The sequence below is a fragment of the Pseudomonas tensinigenes genome (assembly GCF_014268445.2).
In the GTDB taxonomy this organism is placed as follows: Bacteria; Pseudomonadota; Gammaproteobacteria; order Pseudomonadales; family Pseudomonadaceae; genus Aquipseudomonas; species Aquipseudomonas tensinigenes.
This window is the reverse complement of record NZ_CP077089.1, coordinates 3458986-3477159: the sequence shown is the minus strand read 5'-3', so window position 1 is coordinate 3477159 and position 18174 is coordinate 3458986. Positions and strand designations below refer to the sequence as shown.

The 18174-nt window shown below is 56.0% G+C and carries 15 protein-coding genes; 5 read left to right on the top strand and 10 right to left on the bottom strand.

The genetic code is table 11. The features are described from left to right. Window positions 1–174: 174 nt before the first annotated feature. Window positions 175–1131: a fimbrial protein gene (locus HU718_RS15260; RefSeq protein ID WP_077572898.1), complete on the bottom strand. Its 957-nt coding sequence runs from the start codon at window positions 1129–1131 to the stop codon at window positions 175–177. 323 nt (window positions 1132–1454) lie between these two features. On the opposite strand from HU718_RS15260, the gene HU718_RS15255 reads away from it, so the two are divergent. After that, window positions 1455–1994, top strand: a complete 540-nt coding sequence (locus HU718_RS15255) for a hypothetical protein (protein WP_108224603.1) — start codon at window positions 1455–1457, stop codon at window positions 1992–1994. Between the two features lie 74 nt (window positions 1995–2068). Here HU718_RS15255 and HU718_RS15250 read toward each other — a convergent pair whose 3' ends face one another. The 6 genes from HU718_RS15250 to HU718_RS15225 form a co-directional block, all read right to left on the bottom strand. Next, a complete protein-coding gene (locus HU718_RS15250; RefSeq protein WP_186615169.1) occupies window positions 2069–3697 on the bottom strand; it encodes a methyl-accepting chemotaxis protein in 1629 nt (542 codons plus the stop codon). Between the two features lie 114 nt (window positions 3698–3811). Then, window positions 3812–4273, bottom strand: a complete 462-nt coding sequence (locus tag HU718_RS15245) for a hypothetical protein (RefSeq protein ID WP_150706680.1) — start codon at window positions 4271–4273, stop codon at window positions 3812–3814. Between the two features lie 309 nt (window positions 4274–4582). After that, window positions 4583–4960: a type 1 fimbrial protein gene (locus tag HU718_RS15240; protein ID WP_099494433.1), complete on the bottom strand. Its 378-nt coding sequence runs from the start codon at window positions 4958–4960 to the stop codon at window positions 4583–4585. Between the two features lie 104 nt (window positions 4961–5064). After that, window positions 5065–8697, bottom strand: coding sequence for a transporter substrate-binding domain-containing protein (locus HU718_RS15235; protein WP_186615171.1), 3633 nt, complete (start codon window positions 8695–8697; stop codon window positions 5065–5067). A gap of 7 nt (window positions 8698–8704) precedes the next feature. After that, window positions 8705–9412 carry a response regulator transcription factor gene (locus HU718_RS15230; RefSeq protein WP_077572904.1) on the bottom strand — a complete coding sequence of 236 codons (708 nt, stop codon included), beginning with the start codon at window positions 9410–9412 and terminating at the stop codon, window positions 8705–8707. 174 nt (window positions 9413–9586) lie between these two features. Next, window positions 9587–10807 carry an EAL domain-containing response regulator gene (locus tag HU718_RS15225; RefSeq protein WP_169841572.1) on the bottom strand — a complete coding sequence of 407 codons (1221 nt, stop codon included), beginning with the start codon at window positions 10805–10807 and terminating at the stop codon, window positions 9587–9589. A 319-nt stretch (window positions 10808–11126) separates the two neighbouring features. Between HU718_RS15225 and HU718_RS15220 the strand changes: the two genes are divergently transcribed. From HU718_RS15220 to HU718_RS15205, 4 genes are all read left to right on the top strand, one after another. Beyond that, window positions 11127–11729 carry a fimbrial protein gene (locus HU718_RS15220; protein ID WP_150706678.1) on the top strand — a complete coding sequence of 201 codons (603 nt, stop codon included), beginning with the start codon at window positions 11127–11129 and terminating at the stop codon, window positions 11727–11729. A 68-nt stretch (window positions 11730–11797) separates the two neighbouring features. Next, the gene (locus HU718_RS15215) at window positions 11798–12547 is read left to right on the top strand and encodes a fimbrial biogenesis chaperone (protein WP_186615259.1); all 750 of its coding nucleotides are present in this window, start codon (window positions 11798–11800) and stop codon (window positions 12545–12547) included. A 197-nt stretch (window positions 12548–12744) separates the two neighbouring features. Further along, a complete protein-coding gene (locus tag HU718_RS15210; protein WP_437180864.1) occupies window positions 12745–15213 on the top strand; it encodes a fimbria/pilus outer membrane usher protein in 2469 nt (822 codons plus the stop codon). A 223-nt stretch (window positions 15214–15436) separates the two neighbouring features. Next, the gene (locus HU718_RS15205; RefSeq protein ID WP_108224599.1) at window positions 15437–15832 is read left to right on the top strand and encodes a hypothetical protein; all 396 of its coding nucleotides are present in this window, start codon (window positions 15437–15439) and stop codon (window positions 15830–15832) included. A 97-nt stretch (window positions 15833–15929) separates the two neighbouring features. On the opposite strand, the gene HU718_RS29830 is transcribed toward HU718_RS15205, so the two are convergent. The 3 genes from HU718_RS29830 to HU718_RS15195 form a co-directional block, all read right to left on the bottom strand. Then, entirely contained in the window at window positions 15930–16061 is a 132-nt protein-coding gene (locus HU718_RS29830) for a hypothetical protein (protein ID WP_086936038.1), read from the bottom strand. 147 nt (window positions 16062–16208) lie between these two features. Continuing rightward, window positions 16209–16718 (bottom strand): nucleoside deaminase, encoded by a 510-nt coding sequence (locus HU718_RS15200; RefSeq protein ID WP_186615175.1) that lies wholly within the window; start codon window positions 16716–16718, stop codon window positions 16209–16211. A 31-nt stretch (window positions 16719–16749) separates the two neighbouring features. Next, the gene (locus HU718_RS15195; RefSeq protein ID WP_186615177.1) at window positions 16750–18081 is read right to left on the bottom strand and encodes a nucleobase:cation symporter-2 family protein; all 1332 of its coding nucleotides are present in this window, start codon (window positions 18079–18081) and stop codon (window positions 16750–16752) included. Window positions 18082–18174: the final 93 nt, after the last annotated feature.

The following is an 18174-nucleotide window of genomic DNA, read 5'->3' as shown; positions in this document are numbered from 1 at the left end:
GGGCACCGTTTTCTACCTATGCATGGACATGCATAAGTGTTCCGGCTTTGTCGACCTGTCCCGTACTGTCGACAACCTGCTTCTCATGCCTTTCTTTGAAAGTTCGACGTGGTGCTGCCCAAGCCTTTCGACATTGCGGTGATTGTGGCTGAGGTGAAGAAGCTGTTGGCCTCCTCATAGATACTCAACGACAAAGGCAATTTCGGCGTTGGCATCGCCTGCCTTCATTTGCGCATTGGAAGGTTCAATGCGCACGAAACGCGCTTGCAAGTCTACAGCTGCATTCCCGCCTTCCGATGTAGGCGCTTTCGTTATGTAGTTCTGATTCAGCTTGAGTGGCTTCCCGTCTCTGAAGCGCATCTGCAATGCCAAACCTTTGGCAGTGGAGCTACTGTTCAGATTTACCATGCCAGTATTAGCGTCCCACGCAGGGCTGCCCGCAGTGGGCGAAAAGGAGTAGCGGAAGTTGTTTATTCCGGCAGGACAGTTTTTCATACTGAGAAAAAAGTATTGCTCCTTGGCATAGGCACCGTTCTTCGGGAAATCGCTCAAGTTATAGCTACCCATATCAACTTTTACATCGGGTGTTTCGCAAGACTGTGAGACCACCCGCGTGCCACTTGTATTCAATGCAAGAGGCTCGATTTCAGCAGCGACAAATTTCCCTAATTGGCCTGAGGGTATCGTCGCACTACCGGAAATCTCCCCCGTCTTTACAAGCCGCAAGATGTGCTCAGTGCCATTCCACCCCCAACCGCCAGCGACGTCGGAGTCACCCGGAAAGCCTTTCCATACTTTGCCCGATGGCGGTCGAACCCATTGCCAGCCGATGCCGGTATTTCCAATGGGAAAAGTCTGCGCGCCCGCCTGGGTGGTGCCCACAGAATTTCGCACCCCTTCATTGTGTACCGCAGAGCACCTGAACGAACTGGGAATGGCTCCCAGCGTCACGATTGGGCTTTCATAGATAACCGTGCCGTTCGGCGTGTCCCGCGGTACCGAGATCGTGGCCGGAAGGACAACTCGGAGGTTGCCCATGGAATTGTCGGGATAGAATTCGCATACCGCCGCCGTTGCGTTTGACGACAGCATGTACAAGAGCCCGACAATTGATATATGGCATAACTTCATAACACTCCCCCTGACTCTGCATTGCATGCAAACAACTGAATAATTGACGATGGTGCGAATATTTAACCGGCAGCAAAATCACCATAAGCGGAGCGAAAAGATAATGAATAAATAACACTTGAGCAAAAGGTTTATTTATTCAACAACCAGACAATTCTCATGGACTTATAGCCAGCTAGCTAAATTCGGATTATCTATAAAAGACCAAGTTGAACACCTTCCTTTGCCAGCGCAAATAACCAACAACCAATTTAAGACTCGTCTTAAAGGCACAACGAAACTCTGGCATTACACTGACTTCTCTTGATAGGAGAAACGATTCCGTGAGAGCCCTCGATACCCTCAATAGCGCAAAACCCCAGAGCAACGCCGCCATCTACTGCCTGACGATTCTGGCACTGGCGCTGATCGCCATGACTGTCGTCGCCGGTCATGAGCTCAACAATCTGTTTCCACTCAAGGCCGTGGTGCAACAACAGGAGGTCCAGCTCACGCAGCGCGCCGATGCTATCCAGTCAATGAGCGCAGAACTCAAGCGTCTGGCAGAACAAAAGCAGGCCCTGGAAACCGACCTTGTGACTGCGAAGGAACAAGCGAAGGCCGCCGAGGCGGCAAAGACCGAACTGGAAAACAATCAACGCGCGGCGCAAACCAGCACCGCGTTAGAGGACGAAGACTCACTGTGCGCGATCATTGAGCAAAATATCCGGCTCGTCGCGGACCAGCTCAATCGCGACGATTTCTTCCGCTTGCGTGATGAGCGCGAAGCTGATGCTGAAGCCGTGCTGGAAAGCTATGAAAAACAACTCGCCCACTGCATTGAACAGCTGACGGCACAAACCGCATTGCCAACACAGAAATGAGCCTGCACTCGTTGCGCAATACGATTGATCGCGGACCGAAAAAGCCCTGGCAATCAGGGCTTCCCGTTAACTTTTTAAAGCTTGAATTCCTTGGTCAACTTATTCAGCGAGGCCGCCAATTGCGAAAGCTCCGCCGATGCAACTGCCGTCTGTTTCGAACCTTCTGCGGTTTCGCAAGACAGGTCGCGAATGCTGATAAGGCTTCGATCCACCTCGCGTGCAACCTGAGCTTGCTCTTCGGCAGCGGTCGCCATCAGCAGGTTTCGTTCATTGATAAGATTCAGAGAGCCAGTGATGTCGGTCAGCACTTCGCCGGCGATATTGGCCATCTCAAGTGTTCTTTCCGCCTGAGAGCGGGTGTGGCTCATGGAAGAAACCGCCCTGCTGGTGCCCGACTGAATGGAGCTGACCATGGACTCGATGTCCTCGGTAGATTTCTGAGTACGCTGCGCCAGCCCTCTCACCTCATCTGCAACCACGGCAAAGCCACGGCCCGCCTCCCCCGCCCGCGCCGCTTCGATGGCCGCGTTCAAAGCGAGCAGATTGGTTTGTTCGGCGACTTCTCGGATCACGTCCAGCACGCTGCTGATATCGCTCGCCATCGTAGAAAGCGCCTGCACTTCAGCCGAGGTGCTGTGCACGCTGGAAACCATCAGATTGATTGCCGCGACCGTTTCGCTGACCTGGGCTTTACCGGCAACAGCTGCTGCGCTTGATTCCGACGTCAGTTGCGAGGTCGATGCGGCGTTGTCCGCGACCTGCTCCACCGCCGCACTCATTTCAGTCACGGCGGTGGCGGCCATTTCGATTTCATGACTCTGACGCTGAGTGATACGCGAAATATCTTCGGTGACGCCGTGCATGACTTCCGAGGTTTCGGCCAACTGCGTGGACGAGTCACGGATCATGATCAGCGCATCACGCAAACTGGCCTGCATCGCGGCCAACGAAGACAGCATCTGCGCCGCCTCATCGGAACCATCCAGCGCGATGGTTTCGCTCAAATCGTTGGCGGCGATGCATTCCGCAACCCTTAGCGAGCCTGCAATCGGCACCGTCAGGCTGCGCGTGTACAACACCGCCAGGGCCAAGGAAGCACCGATGGCAATGACAATGAACACACTGACGATCAACAGCGTGTGTTCGTAGACATTGTCGGCCTGCTTGCCCGCTTCATATGCTTCGATCTCGTTGAGAGCAATCAGCTTTTTGAGCGCGACCTGCACGCCGTCCGAGGCGGCACGCATCTGATTCTTTGACAGCGCAATGGCCGCTTCAAGCTGCCCTTTCGCCACGGTTTCAAGGTATTGGTCCTGCGCCCGATCATTGACTTGTTGTGCTTTGGCGAACGCCTCGAAGGCCTCACGCCCAGCGTCAGTTGTCAGCAGATCAATGAGCGCTCGTTGATGATTTTTGATGAGCTGACGCGATTGCTGAATGTCCATCAGGGCCTGAGCCTTGCGCTCAGGGGTTTCGATAGGGTTACGCAAACGGGCGTTATTGCCCTTGATTTCGATGAACTCGCGATCCAGTTGGCCGAGCAGCTTGATGCTTGGCACGATGGTCGTCTCGACATAGGTTTCTGCCTTGTTGAGCAAGTCGACTTGCTGCAAGGCGATCAATCCGATCGCGATAATCATGAGACAGAACAAGCCAAAACACAGCGCCGAACGCGGCGCGAGATTGAGTTTACGAAGCAGCATGATGCTTACCTTAGAGTGTATTCAAGACAATGGGGCAAACGGGTTGGCAGCAAAGCAGGCGCTGTGCAATAGCACCTCAAAGCACAAGCGGATTAACGCGGGAAGGCGCAACAGCTAGCGGTTTGCACCTGAAGGAAGCGTGGAATCGGATGAGGCCGGCTCCGCCAGCTCCTTGAGCGTCGGGTCGGCCAACATCAGAAAATCCGCCAATCGCGGCAGATCGATTTTCGAGACCAGACGCATCCAGCGTTGCGGATGCGGGTTGAAAAAAGTCTTCGACCACTGATGATCATCACTGGGGTTGAAAATCAGCAGGTGACGAATCAGCGGGTTTTCCCCAAAAAAATCGAGCGGATCCATCGCCATCTCGTTGAGCAACTCAGCATTGACCACGACCAGGCTGAGCCGTTGGGGGCAGTAATACGTCAGTACTCTCAGGTCACGATAAGTACAGACGTTCACTACGCTGAGACAGCCCAGCTTGTTGAACTGTTGTTCAATCGACAGACCTCTACGCACGTCGTTATCGGCGATCAGGATCCGCAAGGATCGACTTCGGTTATTTTCAAGAAACATCGGACACCTTTGGCAGCTCCATTCTTCCTTTCAAGAAAATAACCAAGGGCCAACCAGCCCGATATGAGACTTGTCTCAAAATGAGCACGGGGATCGCTGAACGAAAACCACACTTTGCTGACAAGCCCGCGCTAGCGGGGCACGGCATGGTTCAAAGTCTTTGGAGGGAGGGGTTTTGCAGCGGTGGCGAGCGGCGCAATGCCAGAAGCGCGGGACGGTTGTGTACGAACCAGACAATTCTCATTATTAACGCCCCTTGTTGTCAGTAACCTTGAAACAAGGGGCGCAAACTCATTCTTTCTCAGTCCATCAAGGTAGCGTCAGCGTCACGACGTAATTGCCAGTCGTTATCTGATGGCCCTTGTTGTCCGTGAGCAGCAAACGCTGGTCGTAATATTTTTCCTGCTCGTGGGAATCGGCAATCATCTTCACGAACACTTGCTGGCGCGGCTCACCCCGCCCTGCTGCACTGACGTTAGTCACCGAGAATATCTGACCGGTGCTCGCCTGCGGACAATCAAGCAGCTCGACAGAAGCATGGCTGGCGCCACTCGCCGTGCAACTTGCCTCAACAATCCGTCCACTGAAGCGAATCACTCCGCTGACGGGCGCAGACTGGGCCGCGCTGACGGTGTCAAAACCCAGCAGGCAAAGACAGGCAATCAATAAAGGACGTCGAATGATCATCGCGAAACTCCATGGTTATTAACCAAGGTATCGCCCGTTGCAAAATGATCTTTAGCATCCCCCTTCAATGCAAGGCCAGTCAGCAGAGCCCTGCGCCAATACGGTTACAGCTCGACCCGTTTGATTTTCTTGATCAGATCAGCCTGTGCATGCTCCAGCTTCAACGCGCTGCGATTGATATCCAGTGGATCGATGACCGGCGCTTCGCACTCGGCCTCAAGCTCGTTACACGCCTCGATGACCTGATGCTCGGCGACAATGCGCGCCGCGCCCTTGATCCGATGTGCCAGGTCAGCCAACAACCCGGGATCGCTTTCGGGTATCAGCGAATGCAGTTCCTCCAGATCCTTCTCACAACTCGACAGCGCCTCGCGCAGCAGTTCTTTCATCATGTCGAGATCGCCTCCGGTGAGCTCGTTCAGACGCTCGCGAATCGATCCCAGCTCCTTGGTACCCGTCGCAGGCGGGCTCTCAACTGGCTCGGTTTCGACATCTTTTTCCCAGCCGGCAAGCAGGGTCGACAAGGTGCTGAGGCTGATCGGTTTGAACAGACAGTCATCCATCCCCGCCTCTCGGCATTTCACTTTTTCTTCCGGCTGCGCGTTGGCTGTGAAGCCCAAGACGATACACGGCGCGCCACCACTGTCGCGTTCGTCCTGGCGGATGGTGCGGGCCAGTTCATAGCCGTTCATGACCGGCATGTTGCAGTCCGTGATCACAATGTCGAACGGCTCAGAGCGCCACAATGCCAATGCCTGCGCACCATCGGCGGCATCACGCACCGCCTGCCCAAGAAAGCTGAGCTGCTGCGTCAGTAACAGGCGGTTGGCGCTCTGGTCATCCACTACCAGAATCCGCAGCGTCGGCACTGGCTTGTCCTGGACAACCGAAACAGGCAGCACCTTGCCGCCGAGCGGGCTTAGGATATTGAAGAACAGCGACACTTCCAGGCAGGTGCCCTTGCCCAAGGTGCTGGTTATATTCAGTCGCCCGCCCATCAACTCGCACAACGAGCGTGAAATCGCCAACCCCAGACCGGTGCCGCCCCGGTTCGAGGGGCCGTGATTGGCTTGCGAAAACGGCTGGAACAGGTTCTGCAAATCAGCGCTGGAAATGCCGATGCCGGTGTCCTCGACTTTCAAGTCGACCTGCAAACGTTCGTCAGCAAGGCGTTGGCCACGAATCGAGACGCTGACATGCCCGGTATCGGTAAACTTGATGGCATTGCCGACCAGGTTCGAGAGCACCTGCTGGAAGCGCATCGGATCAACCAGTACGTCACAGCCGACGGTGGCGTCGATATCGAGCTTCAACACCAGACTCTTCTGCCTGGCCAGGCCGTCGAAGACCCGCGCTACGGATTCGACCAGTTCGCGCAGGTTGGCACGTTTCGGCGAAAGACTGACATGCCCAGACTCGATGCGAACCACATCGAGAATGTCGCCGATCAGCTCCAGCAGGCCTTTGGCCGAGTCGTAGGCCACTTCAATCGCCGGTCGATCGAAGTGGCCCTGCTCGGCGCGCTTGAGTGTGAGTTCAAGCATGCCGATCACGGCGCTCATCGGCGTACGGATTTCGTGGCTCATCGTCGCCAGGAATGTGGTTTTGGCGCGGCTCGACTCATCGGCCAGCTCTTTCGCCGAACGCAACTCTTCGATCAGTTCGCGGCGCTCGCTGATGTCGATCCAGCCGCAGATCACGCCTCTGACTTCGCCCGTTGTGTCGTGATAAGGCTGAATCCAGTGATAAATGATCAGCCGCGTATCACCGACATGCAGCGTGCGATCCACCTCGTAAGGTTCGTCCCGCTCGATGACGCGCAGATAGTCATCGTGAAATTGCAACGCCTCCTGGCGATTGCGCTTGCCGCTTTCGAGCACGGTCTTGCCAATCACGTCCTTTTCCAACAGGCCAAACGTCTGCAGATAATTGTTATTGCAGGTGACAAGCCGACCTTCCCGATCGCGAACGTAAATGGGATGCGGCGTGCCGTTGATCAGCGCCCCCATGAACTTCAGTTGATCGCCGAGCAAGCGCTCTGCCCGACTGCGCTCGCGGATCTGCCGGCGAATATAGAAATTCCACGCCAGCGATCCGAGGATAATCAAGAAAGCGCCAGCGCTGATCTGGTAGATCAACGTCTTGTAATCGCGCCATGACAAGCCCGAGAACGCAGCAATGGGGCGCCAACGGTTGAGGATTACGTCCAGCTCATCGGGTGGAATGCTCAGCAGAGCCTTGTTCAGAATGCTGACCAGTTCGGTATCGGCACGTCGGGCGGCGAAGGCGAGAAAACCCTTGTTCATGCCGACGATGTTGGAGATGCGCAAACTGTCACTGTAGATGTGAGCGATGTAATAGCGCGCACTGTGCAGCGTGGTAATCATCGCGTCTGCTCGCCCATCCTTCACGTCAGCCAGAGCGCCGAGCACTGTCTCGTTGTCGACAATTTCAATGTCGGGATAATCCTTGAGCAGCTCACGCTCTGCGGAGCTCTCGGGGACGGCGACGCGCTTGCCGCGCAGCTCCTGCAGGCTTGAAGGCGCGCCTGCGTCCTTGGCGGTGACGATCACAAAGGGACTGGCAAGGAACGGGTGGGTGAAACGCATACCGACTTCACGGGAGACGGTTGGCGTCAGCAACGAGATATCGGCGCTGCCATCCAGCAGGCGCGTGCTCAAGCTGGAAAAACTGTCGGTGCGCTCTACATCGATCTGCAAACCAGTGCGCCGCTGAATCAGCTCCAGCAGATCGGCGCCGATCCCGCCAAAATTGCCATCGCCATCAAAGAACGCAAATGGCGCCTGATCATCATTGATCACGAACCGCGCGACCGGGTGCAGCTCAAGCCAGCGTGCTTCACCAGGTGTCAGATCGATACGTTTGGGTGTCAGTGCCCCGCCACCACCGGACCAGCGCTTGGAGATTTCGGCTATCTTGCCCTCACCCATCGATTCGATGACCGAGTCGATCAGACGCAACAATTGATCATTACCTCGGCGCAGGGCAAAGCTGAAACCGCTGGTTTGCGTCTTCACGAAAGAGTGCAGGCGCACATAGTTGAAGTAGTTGAGGTTGATCAGATAATTGCTGGACACCGTGTCGCCCATAAACAGATCGACTTTGCCAAAGGCCAGCGCAGCCAGTGCCAACTCGTTCGATGGGAAAAGTACGAACTCGGCGTTGGGATACAACCCATGCAACTGACTGGATGGCAGGTAATCGTCGGCAACCGCAATACGCAAACCGGCCAGATTGGCCGGCATCGGTCGACGATCATCGCCGCGCATGAACATTGCCGGCACGTCTTCGACATAAGGTTTACTGAGCGTGACGAGGCCGTCGATCAACTCGAAACTGTTGGAGCTGCCCAACATATCGATGTCGCCGCGTTCAAGCGCCGCCATGGCGTCGCGACGGTCAGGATAAGCCTTGACGGTAACTTCGACATGCAAGGCCTGGCCGATAATGCAGGCAATGTCGGCGGCAATCCCCTCATAACGCGTACCGCTTGCGGTCATCACATAGGGCGGAAAATCCGGAAGCGCCGATCCCAATACGAGGCTGCGTTTCTGCCGTAGCCAACTCCAGTCTTCATTGCCCAGATCGACTTGCACCTCCTTGCAGTCCGATCGACCGAACACCTGCAGAGTGCGCGGCTCTGCTGCCCACAACGACCCGCTACCGAATACGAAAAGCACACTGACGAGCAAAACACCGCGCAACAGATGAAACATAAGCGAGTTATCCCTGGTTGTCGGCTGTCAGGCTGTGCTGCAACTTGAACAGCTCTGCATCACCACGAATGCCAAGCTTTTTGAAAGCGGCCTGTTTTTGCCCACTGATGGTTTTGCGACTGCGCGAGAACTTCAAAGCGATCTGCGTCACCCCCATACCCTCGAGGCAGCAGCGCAAGACTTCTTTCTCTTTCGGCGACAGCAGAGGATTGCTCAGAAAATCGTCGCTGTGCGCCGCGCCGTCATCATTGGTACCAGCAGGCTCATCGACTGACACAGGCAGCACATCAAGTTCGAAGGCCATTGCCGGCGACAGGTACAACTGGCCGGACGCTGCGCAGCGGATGCCAGTGATCAGGTCATCGACTGGCTGGGACTTGCCGAAGAATCCGCTGACACCCGCTCCGATCGCCATGTTCACTACCGCCGGGCGCTCTTCGGAGGATGAGACGAGGATGCGCATGCCCGGATATTGCTTGCGCAGCAGGCGAATCAGATTAAGCCCGTCCAGCTCGCCATCGTGCAGCTTGTAGTCGAGTATCAGCAGGTCGATTTCGGTCTCGCGCAATCCAGCGAGCAACTGCGCACTGCTCGCGTACACGCCCACGACACTGAATTCGGCTTCGCGCGTCAGCCGCGATTTCATCGCCAGACGTATGAGCGAGTGATCATCAAGGATGGCAACGCGTAACGGATTCACGACTGACCAATGCATGAGCAACTCCATGATGAGGAGGGTTGAAGGATCATCAGCACTTGGCAACCGCAGCAGATCCCGGGCATCACCGAAGCATTCAGGTGCATCTGATTGATTTCTCGGCACATGATGATTGTTTTGAGGACGTGAAGAAATAGGGCTTTGTCCCAAAAGTCAGACCGCGCGCACTCATCAAAGGTCGGACGTGCCTATTGCGCGGCGCCAGGACGACTTTTGACCCTCGAAACGCCAATCGACCAGGTGCGCCCAATTCATGGGTCGGGCATAGAAGAAACCCTGCCCCCACTGGCAACCGAGTCGAGCCAGGTGATGGACCTGATCTGCGGTTTCAATGCCTTCTGCGACCACTCGCATGTCCAGCTCGCGCGCCAAGGCCAGTGCACCGTGGATAACCGCACTGTAGCGAGCCTGCTGGAAATTCTGCACGAAGCCGGCGTCGAGTTTGATTTCGTTGAACGGCATCTGACACAGTCGCTCCAGCGAAGAATAGCCGACACCGAAATCATCAATCGCCAAGCTAAAGCCGAGCATGCGCAGACGCACCATGTTTTCCATGCTGATCTCGGGCATCTGCAGCAGACCGGTTTCCGTCAGCTCGAATATGAGCCCGGCTGGCGAGGCGCCGTGAATGCGCAACAGCGCCTTGATCCGGTCGACAAGATTCGGGTTGGCCATCTGCGTGACGTCGAGATTGAAGGCGAGCTTGAACGGCTTGCCGTGGGACTGCACAAAACGCTGCAGACTCAGTCCTTGCGTGAGCAGGCTGAAAAACATTTCGTCGAGCAGCCCGCAACGCTCGATCGTTGGCAAGAACATACCCGGCGAAAGTAATCCGCGACTGGGGCTTTGCCAGCGCACCAGCACCTCGGCGCCATCCACCTCACCACTGCGCAGATGAAACTTGGGCTGGAAGTAAGCGCGAAATTCCTGCCGGCGTATCGCTTCCAGTACTTCGTTCTCCGTAGGCTGATCGAGATGACTTTCCGCCACTTTGGCCTCGACCTGGCTGTGCGGCCGATAGCGAGCCAGCAATGGCGCCAGTACATCGACCATCAAGGGCTTGCCGACACTGCCAAGCAATTCCAGGCCCTGCAGCGTGACAATTCGATCAACCGTGCGTAACAAGTCTTCAGGCAGTGAACTGCAGATGATCACTGCGCGAATCAATCCGGCCTCTCTCGCCAGGCGCAGAAAGGTCAAACCATCCATCCCGGCCATGCTCAAGTCACACAACGCAACGTCCACACCTCCTGCCTGGGAGATCACAGCCAGCGCATCCTTTCCGTCAGCCGCCTGAAAGATATTTTTGTAACCCAGACTGTTAAGCGCGCTGACCGCAGCCGTGCGCTGGAAGGCGTGATCTTCCAATACCAATATACGAAGCGTGTTCACAAACCGGGAACCTCTTTCTATCAGCCATTAATAGCGAAAAGCCTGAATCATCTTCCAACAGAAAGATTGCTCACAAACTTTGCATTGACTGAGAATTTCTGCGTCCGCGAATACTAATCAGATAGAGCTCGCGCGACTTTGAGAATTGTCTCATTTAGTCCGCTGTACTTTACTGAGAATATAAATACGCACTTCCGATATTGCCGCCTTGTTCGCACTTGCCACGCTTTAAGACAAATCTCAAAGACCCATCGCCATCACCGACCTAACATGGCCTGGCATTTCAATGCAGCACTTCACAATAACTTCGGATATAAACATGAAAAAGTTCGCTTTCGCAGTACTCACTCTTTCCGTACTGGCTGCCTCCACTGGTGCACTGGCTGAAGAAGCCGCTAAAGCCGTCAAGGGCGGCAGCGGTCAAATCAGCTTCACCGGCGTCATCAACAACGATGCGTGCTCGGTAGATGGCGCTTCGGGTAGCGACAAGATGATTGCCGTGGACATGGGCAGCGTATCGATCAAAGACATGGGCACCGATTCTGCCCCGGGTGCTGGTCGCGTGGCTGCCAACGATTTCAACCTGAAAGTGAACTGCAACGCCGGCACCAAGGTGTCGATGCTGTTCAAACCAACCGTCAACGGCGGTTCGGGCCTGGTTGATGGCAAGAAAGTTCTCAAGCTGCAAGGTACTGATGCGGCCAAAGGCGTAGGTATCGCGCTGCTGGACAGCAACGGCCAGTTGATCGACCTGAGCTCCGAAGCCACAGCCAAAGTACAGACCAGCCTGACTGGCGACGGCACCACTGGCGGCGACGGCACCCTGTCCTTCGCAGCCGCTTACGTCACCACCGGCGACAAGACCACCGCTACTGCAGGTACCGGTAACGCCACTCTGCCGTTCGTTCTCGAATACGAATAAGCAGCGCGTAATACCTGGACGGGGCCGCTGTGCCTCGTCCTTCCCCACCAGATCAATCGGTGAAAACTATGTTAAGTCGCTATTTTCCGCTCTGCCTGGGGCTTGCCGGGTTGTTGATGACGCACTCGGCATTCGCCAGCATCTCCTTGAGTTCCACCCGGATCATCTTCGATGGCGCGCACAAAGAGGCAAACGTCACCGTGCGCAACGGCGGGCAAACCATCCTCGCGCAATCGTGGCTGGATGCCGGCGACACGGCTGGCAGCGCGCCGCCATTTGCGGTGACTCCACCGCTGGCCCGACTCGAACCCAATCAACAGCAACTGTTGAGGATTCTGTATGAAGGCCGCGGCATGCCTGCGGACAAAGAGTCAGTGGTGTGGCTGAACGTGCAGGAAATCCCTCAGGCCAGCGCTGCCGATGTCAACACCCTGCAACTGGCGGTGCGTCAGCGCATCAAGGTTTTTTTCCGCCCGAACGGACTCACCGGTGACGCTGCGCAAGCGCCGGAGCAACTTGTATGGCAACTGGTCACTCAAGCTGGCAAGTCGGTACTGAAAGTTAAAAATCAAAGCAATTACCACGTGTCGCTGGCCGACCTGAAAGTCGCTGCAGGAAAAAAAGCAGAGTTGGTGATTGATTCGACAATGATCGTTCCGGGCGAAGTTCGTTCATTCAACTTGAAAGAGTTGCCACCTGGATCTCCGCATCTGACGTTTTCAGCCATTAACGATTACGGCGCACAACAACGATTCGATGCACCACTCAGCGCTACCGAAAGGCATGCCGAGCGCTTGAAAGATGCATCCGCCCAATAACTTCCCCGCCCCACCCCGCCAATTTACAAGCTATTTACGAGTTCCGGACTCCGGTTGAAGCAACACGGACTGATAAGGCAAATTGCATGTTTTCCTCCCAACACCACACATCTTCAAGTTGTGTAAAGCATCACGTTGCGCGCCATAAAAACAAAACGGCGTTGGGCTGCCTGCATCCATTGTGCTTTGCCATCAATATGGCCATTTGTGGATTCGCCATGGGTGCCGAAGCCCCCGCCGCGGTAGCGGGTGAAGCGTTCAATACCTTGTTTCTGGAAGGTTCATCGGCGGTCGATCTGCAACCCTTGTTGAATGCCAACAGCGTTCTGCCGGGCCGATATCGCGTTGACGTGTTCAGCAACGGCACGCTGGTCGGTCGTCGCGACGTTGATTTCGCGGCCAACCCGCTCAACGGCAAAGTCGAGCCACGTATCACCCTGGAATTGTTACAGCAGCTGGGTGTGGACATGCGCAAACTGCGTGAGCAAGGTCTGGTTGATGAGCAACGGCCTGCCGATCACTACGATCTTGCGTCGATGATCGAGCAAGCCAGTATCAGTTTTGACGCCAACCGCCTGCGCCTCAATATCAGCGTGCCGCAGGTTGCGATGGCACGTGGCATGCGCGGCTATGTTGACCCAGAACTTTGGGACGATGGCGTGGCCGCCGGGTTCATCAACTATCAGTTGAGCAGCACCCGCAGCAAAACCGATTACTCGACGCAAATCTCCAATAATCTGGGGCTGCGCAACGGCATCAACTTCGGTGCCTGGCGTTTGCGCAACGAGTCCAACCTCAGCAGTGCCACCGGCCGGCCCAATCGGTTTGTCAGCAATCGCACGTTCATCCAGCGCGACCTCACGGCGATCAAGGGGCAACTGAGCGCGGGTGAAATCTTTTCCGACTCAGACCTGTTCGACAGCGTGCGCTATCAAGGCGTCAAGGTGGCCTCTGATGAGGGCATGCGTGCAGACAGCGAGCGCGGCTACGCGCCGATCATTCGTGGCGTGGCTGAAACCAATGCGAAGATCGAGGTCCGCCAGGATAACTACATTCTTTACACCACCAACGTGCCGCCGGGGCCGTTCGAGATCAGTGATATCTATCCATCGGGTTCCAATGGCGATCTGGAGATCACCATTGTCGAGGCGGATGGTCGGCGCAAGGTCACCCGACAGGCGTTCTCCGCCTTGCCGACGATGGTGCGTGAGGGTCAATTGAAGTACAGCCTGTCGAGCGGCAAGTTCAACAATAACAGCGAGGGCTACGACAAGCCGGCCTTCCTGGGCGGCACTTTCGCCTACGGCTTGACCAGCAACCTGACAGGCATTGCCGGCATTCAGGCCAGCAACGGTTTCAAGGCGCTTTCCGTCGGTGCGGCGAAGAACACTTCGATTGGCGCGATGTCACTGGACGTCACGCAATCGTCCAGCAAGGCATTCGGCAAAACGACCCAGGGCAGCAGCGTACGCGCGCTCTATGCAAAGACCTTCACCGGCACCGATACCAGCTTCACCCTCGCCGCCTATCGTTATTCGACCGAGGGTTACCGCACGCTGACCGACCACGTTCAAGACACCAGCACCGGCGCTACACGGCGCGCAGGTAACGCCAAAACCCGTACCGACCTCACGGTCAACCAGACCCTGGGCGAAGCGCGCCAGTACGGCTCGCTGTACTTGAATGCCAGTGATCAGCGCTATTGGGATCGCGGCGGCTCGCGCAGCTTCTCCGCCGGTTACAACAACAATTGGCGCGACCTGAACTACAACATCAGCTTGAGTAAAACCGAGGAATTCGGCACACGCGGCGACACCACTCACGACACCCAATTGAGCGTTTCGATCTCATTCCCGCTCGGATCGACACCTCGCGCACCTCGCGCCTACATTTCCAGCAATCATCAGAATACCGGCACCAGTACACAAGCCGGGATCAATGGTTATCTGACTGAAGACAGTGACACCTACTATTCCGTACAGACCGGGCGCAGTGTGCAAGGTGATCGCTCCGGCTCACTCAGCCTGAGTACCCGTACAGCGATGGGCGATCTGGGATTGGGCTACAGCCGAGGCAGCGGTTATGAATCACAGAACCTGAGCGCGGCCGGATCGATCGTGGCTCACGCGGGGGGAATCAACATGGGCCAGACCGTCGGCGAAACATTCGCAATGGTGGAAGTGCCTGGCATGTCAGGGGTAGAAGTCAGCAGCTACTCCGGCGTGAAAACCGGCCTCAACGGCTATGCCGTCCTTCCAAACGCACAGCCCTATCGCGTGAATTGGGTGACACTGGACACACGAAATCTCGGCGGTGACATAGAGCTGGACAACGCCACTCAACAACTCGTACCGAGACGAGGTTCAGTAGTGCTCGCGCGCTTTGAGGGCAGCAAAGGTCGACGGATCCAGTTCGAACTCTACGATGCCGAGGGCAACCCCCTCCCATTCGGAGCGGTATTGATGGATGCCGATGGTAAACAACTGGCACTTTCCGACCCCACCGGCAAGGCGTTAGCGCTTGTTACCAAAGATCAAGGGATTATTACAATCAAGTGGCAGGGTAAAAGTTGCCCCGCCCCTTACAAGCTTCCAGAACGACTGAAGGATTTGAACTATGAGCATTACCGGCTTTCTTGCTCAACCAGCGTAGACACATCGAAATAACACGTTCAATTCTTCAATTCTTCAATCTTCAATATCAAGGCTCTGATTTATTCAGAGCCTTGTCGTTTCTGCGCGTCTAGCCATGGCGCATAAAAACAAGACAATTCCTATATCCACATGCAGAAGACTCATTACCATAAAAGGCGTAGTGAGCACTCACGCGCAACCGTGTGAGATCAATAGCCCCAATGCCCTATAGCCGAGAAAGCCAAGAGAATTAGCCATGCCAAAAATCAGTGCAATGAGCGTAACCATCTATAAGAAAAAACCAGAGAACAACCAACACATAAAATCAGATTCGCAAAATCATCTATCACTTACGAAGAAAACCACTAGCGACGACAAGATTAGAATTGATTCCAGAGAAGAAGGTGTTAATACGGTCAAACAGCCTATTAGTGCAGTCGAGCTCATAAAAAAACAAATTGCCGAGATGCAGCAACAACTTGCCACTCGCAGAGCAGAGCTGGCTAAAATCGAAAGAATGAATATGCCAGAAGAAGAGAAGTCTCAAAGAACAATCGAGATTCAAAATCAGATTTCTGTATGTGCTGGCAACCTCCACGCGCTGCAGGCAACATTGATCCAAATGACACTCAGCGTTGACACACACGCTTGAAATCCCCGCCGATGGCCGCACTGGCGCAGGCCAACGCCTCATGGCGCGTCGCAAAGCGACGCGCCGAAGGTACGTGGCCCGAGCCAGTGCCTACCCATCAGCAGCTGCCGGGCGGGATGCCTTCCTTGTTAAAATCTTTGAGGCGCTTTTGCTCTTCCTCTGTGGAATGCGCCGGCGTCGATTGATCAGGTACTTCTTCCTCTGGAAATTGTGCTGTTTCTTCAGTCATTGCTTTGCCCTCGTTCTGGTTACTCATTCGGCATCGGCCGAGGGCTGGCAGTTCCAAAACTTCGCACCTTCTCCCTCTCGGCGAGCAAGTACTCTTAAGTCTCTGGATAGCGCAACCTCACACCACGCGCGCTTCGTTTCAAAGCGGTTACAACCAGAAGCCCTTGTGCGGTTCAGCCGCCTCCCCCTCCAGCATCGGCCCCAGCACACTGACCTTGCGCTGCCCCTTGGCGAACACCTCGCGGCACGGCAGCGAGAACGTTGGATTCTCCGGATGATCCCCCGTCAACCCCAGCAACGCATGCTCCGACAACGCATAAATCACCCGCCCGATCCCGGTCCAATACACCGCGCCAGCGCACATGCAGCAAGGTTCGGCGCTGGTGTACAGCGTGCACAGTTCCAGCTCTTGCGGTGACAACAGTTTTGCCGCCGCTGCGGCCGCCACCAACTCGGCGTGCTGAGTCGGATCACCTTGCGGCGGCATCGAGTTATTCCCCGCGTCGACAATCACCTTGCCGTTGCGGTCGGCCACCAATGCCGCGAACGGATGGCGACCGCGTTGTTTCGATGCCTCGGACAAGGCGATGGTCTGGCGCAACAACGCCAGATCCAGATCGCTGACGCCAGCCGGGATGAGCTGAGTGAATTGATTCATGGGTAACTCCTGGGCAGTGGAAAACAAAAGGTCAGTCGGCCAGTTCAGCGCCGAGGGTTTCGGTCGATTTTTTTTCGTTGTTGAGCAGGATGTTGAGGGCGATGGCGGTGATCGCTCCGAGGAAAATCCCGCTGTCGAGCACCAGTTTCAACGTCGGACCGACGTGTTCGAACAGCGCCGGAAAGGACATCGGCAGCACCCCGACACTCACCGAAACCGCAACGATGATGCCGTTGCGCGTCCCCTCGAATTGCACCCGTGACAGTTCTTGAATGCCCGCCACCGTGGTCATGCCGAACATCACGATCGCGCAGCCACCGAGCACTGGCGTCGGCACGGCGGCGATCAACGCGCCGAGTTTGGGGAACAGGCCCATCAGCACCATGATTGCCCCGGCGGCGGCCACGACGAAGCGGCTTTTCACGTTGGAAAGCGCGATCAAACCGGTGTTCTGAGTGAAGGCGTTGTAGGGAAAGCTGTTGAACAAACCGCCGAGCATGGTCGACAAGCCGTCGGCGCGGAACGCGTTGCCGAGAGTCTGTTGCGTGGTCGGTTTGCCGGTCAGTTTGCCGATCGCCAAGCAGTTGCCGGTGGTCTCGGCCATGATCACCAGCATCGCCAGGGTCATGATCAGAATCGGCACCGGTGCGAATTCCGGCGCGCCGAAGGCGATCGGCGCACTCAGCTCAAACCACGCCGCTTCGCTGACACGATTGAAGTGAGTCATACCGCAGGCTGCTGCGATCAGGCTGCCGACGAACAGACCAATCAGCACGCTGAGGTTGCCGAGAAAGCCCTTGCATTTGGCGTAGATCACTAGCGTCACGCTGACCGTCGCCAAACCGAGCAACAGGTTCGCGGGATTACCAAAATCCGCCGAGTCGGGATTGCCGCCGCCCAGCCAGATCGCCGCCGCCGGCATTAGCGAGATGCCGATAATGGTGATCAGACTGCCAATCACCACCGGCGGAAAAAACCGCAGCAAGCGGCTGAACACCGGTGCCAACGCAATGGTGATAAAGCCCGCCGCGATCACCGCACCGAAAATCTGACTGAGGCCGAATTCCTTGCCGATCATGATCATCGGCGCCAGGGCAATGAACGAGCAGCCCTGAATCAGCGGCAGCCGCGCGCCGAACTTCCAGAAGCCAAGGGTTTGAATCAACGTCGCCACCCCCGAGGTCAACAGGTTGGCGTTAATCAGTAAAACGATCTGCGCCGAGGTCAGCCCCATCGCACTGCCGAGAATCAGCGGCACTGCCACCGCTCCCGCGTACATCACCAGCACATGCTGCAAGCCAAACGTGAACAACTGTCGCAGTGGCAAAACCTCGTCCACCGGATGAATGCGTTGTGTGGTCATTTCACACGCTCCTGAAGGTGCGGCATCTGTTGAGATCGCAGGCATGCTCAGGGGCGCTTGAAGGGTAGATCCGCCCCGGAGATCGTTTGACGC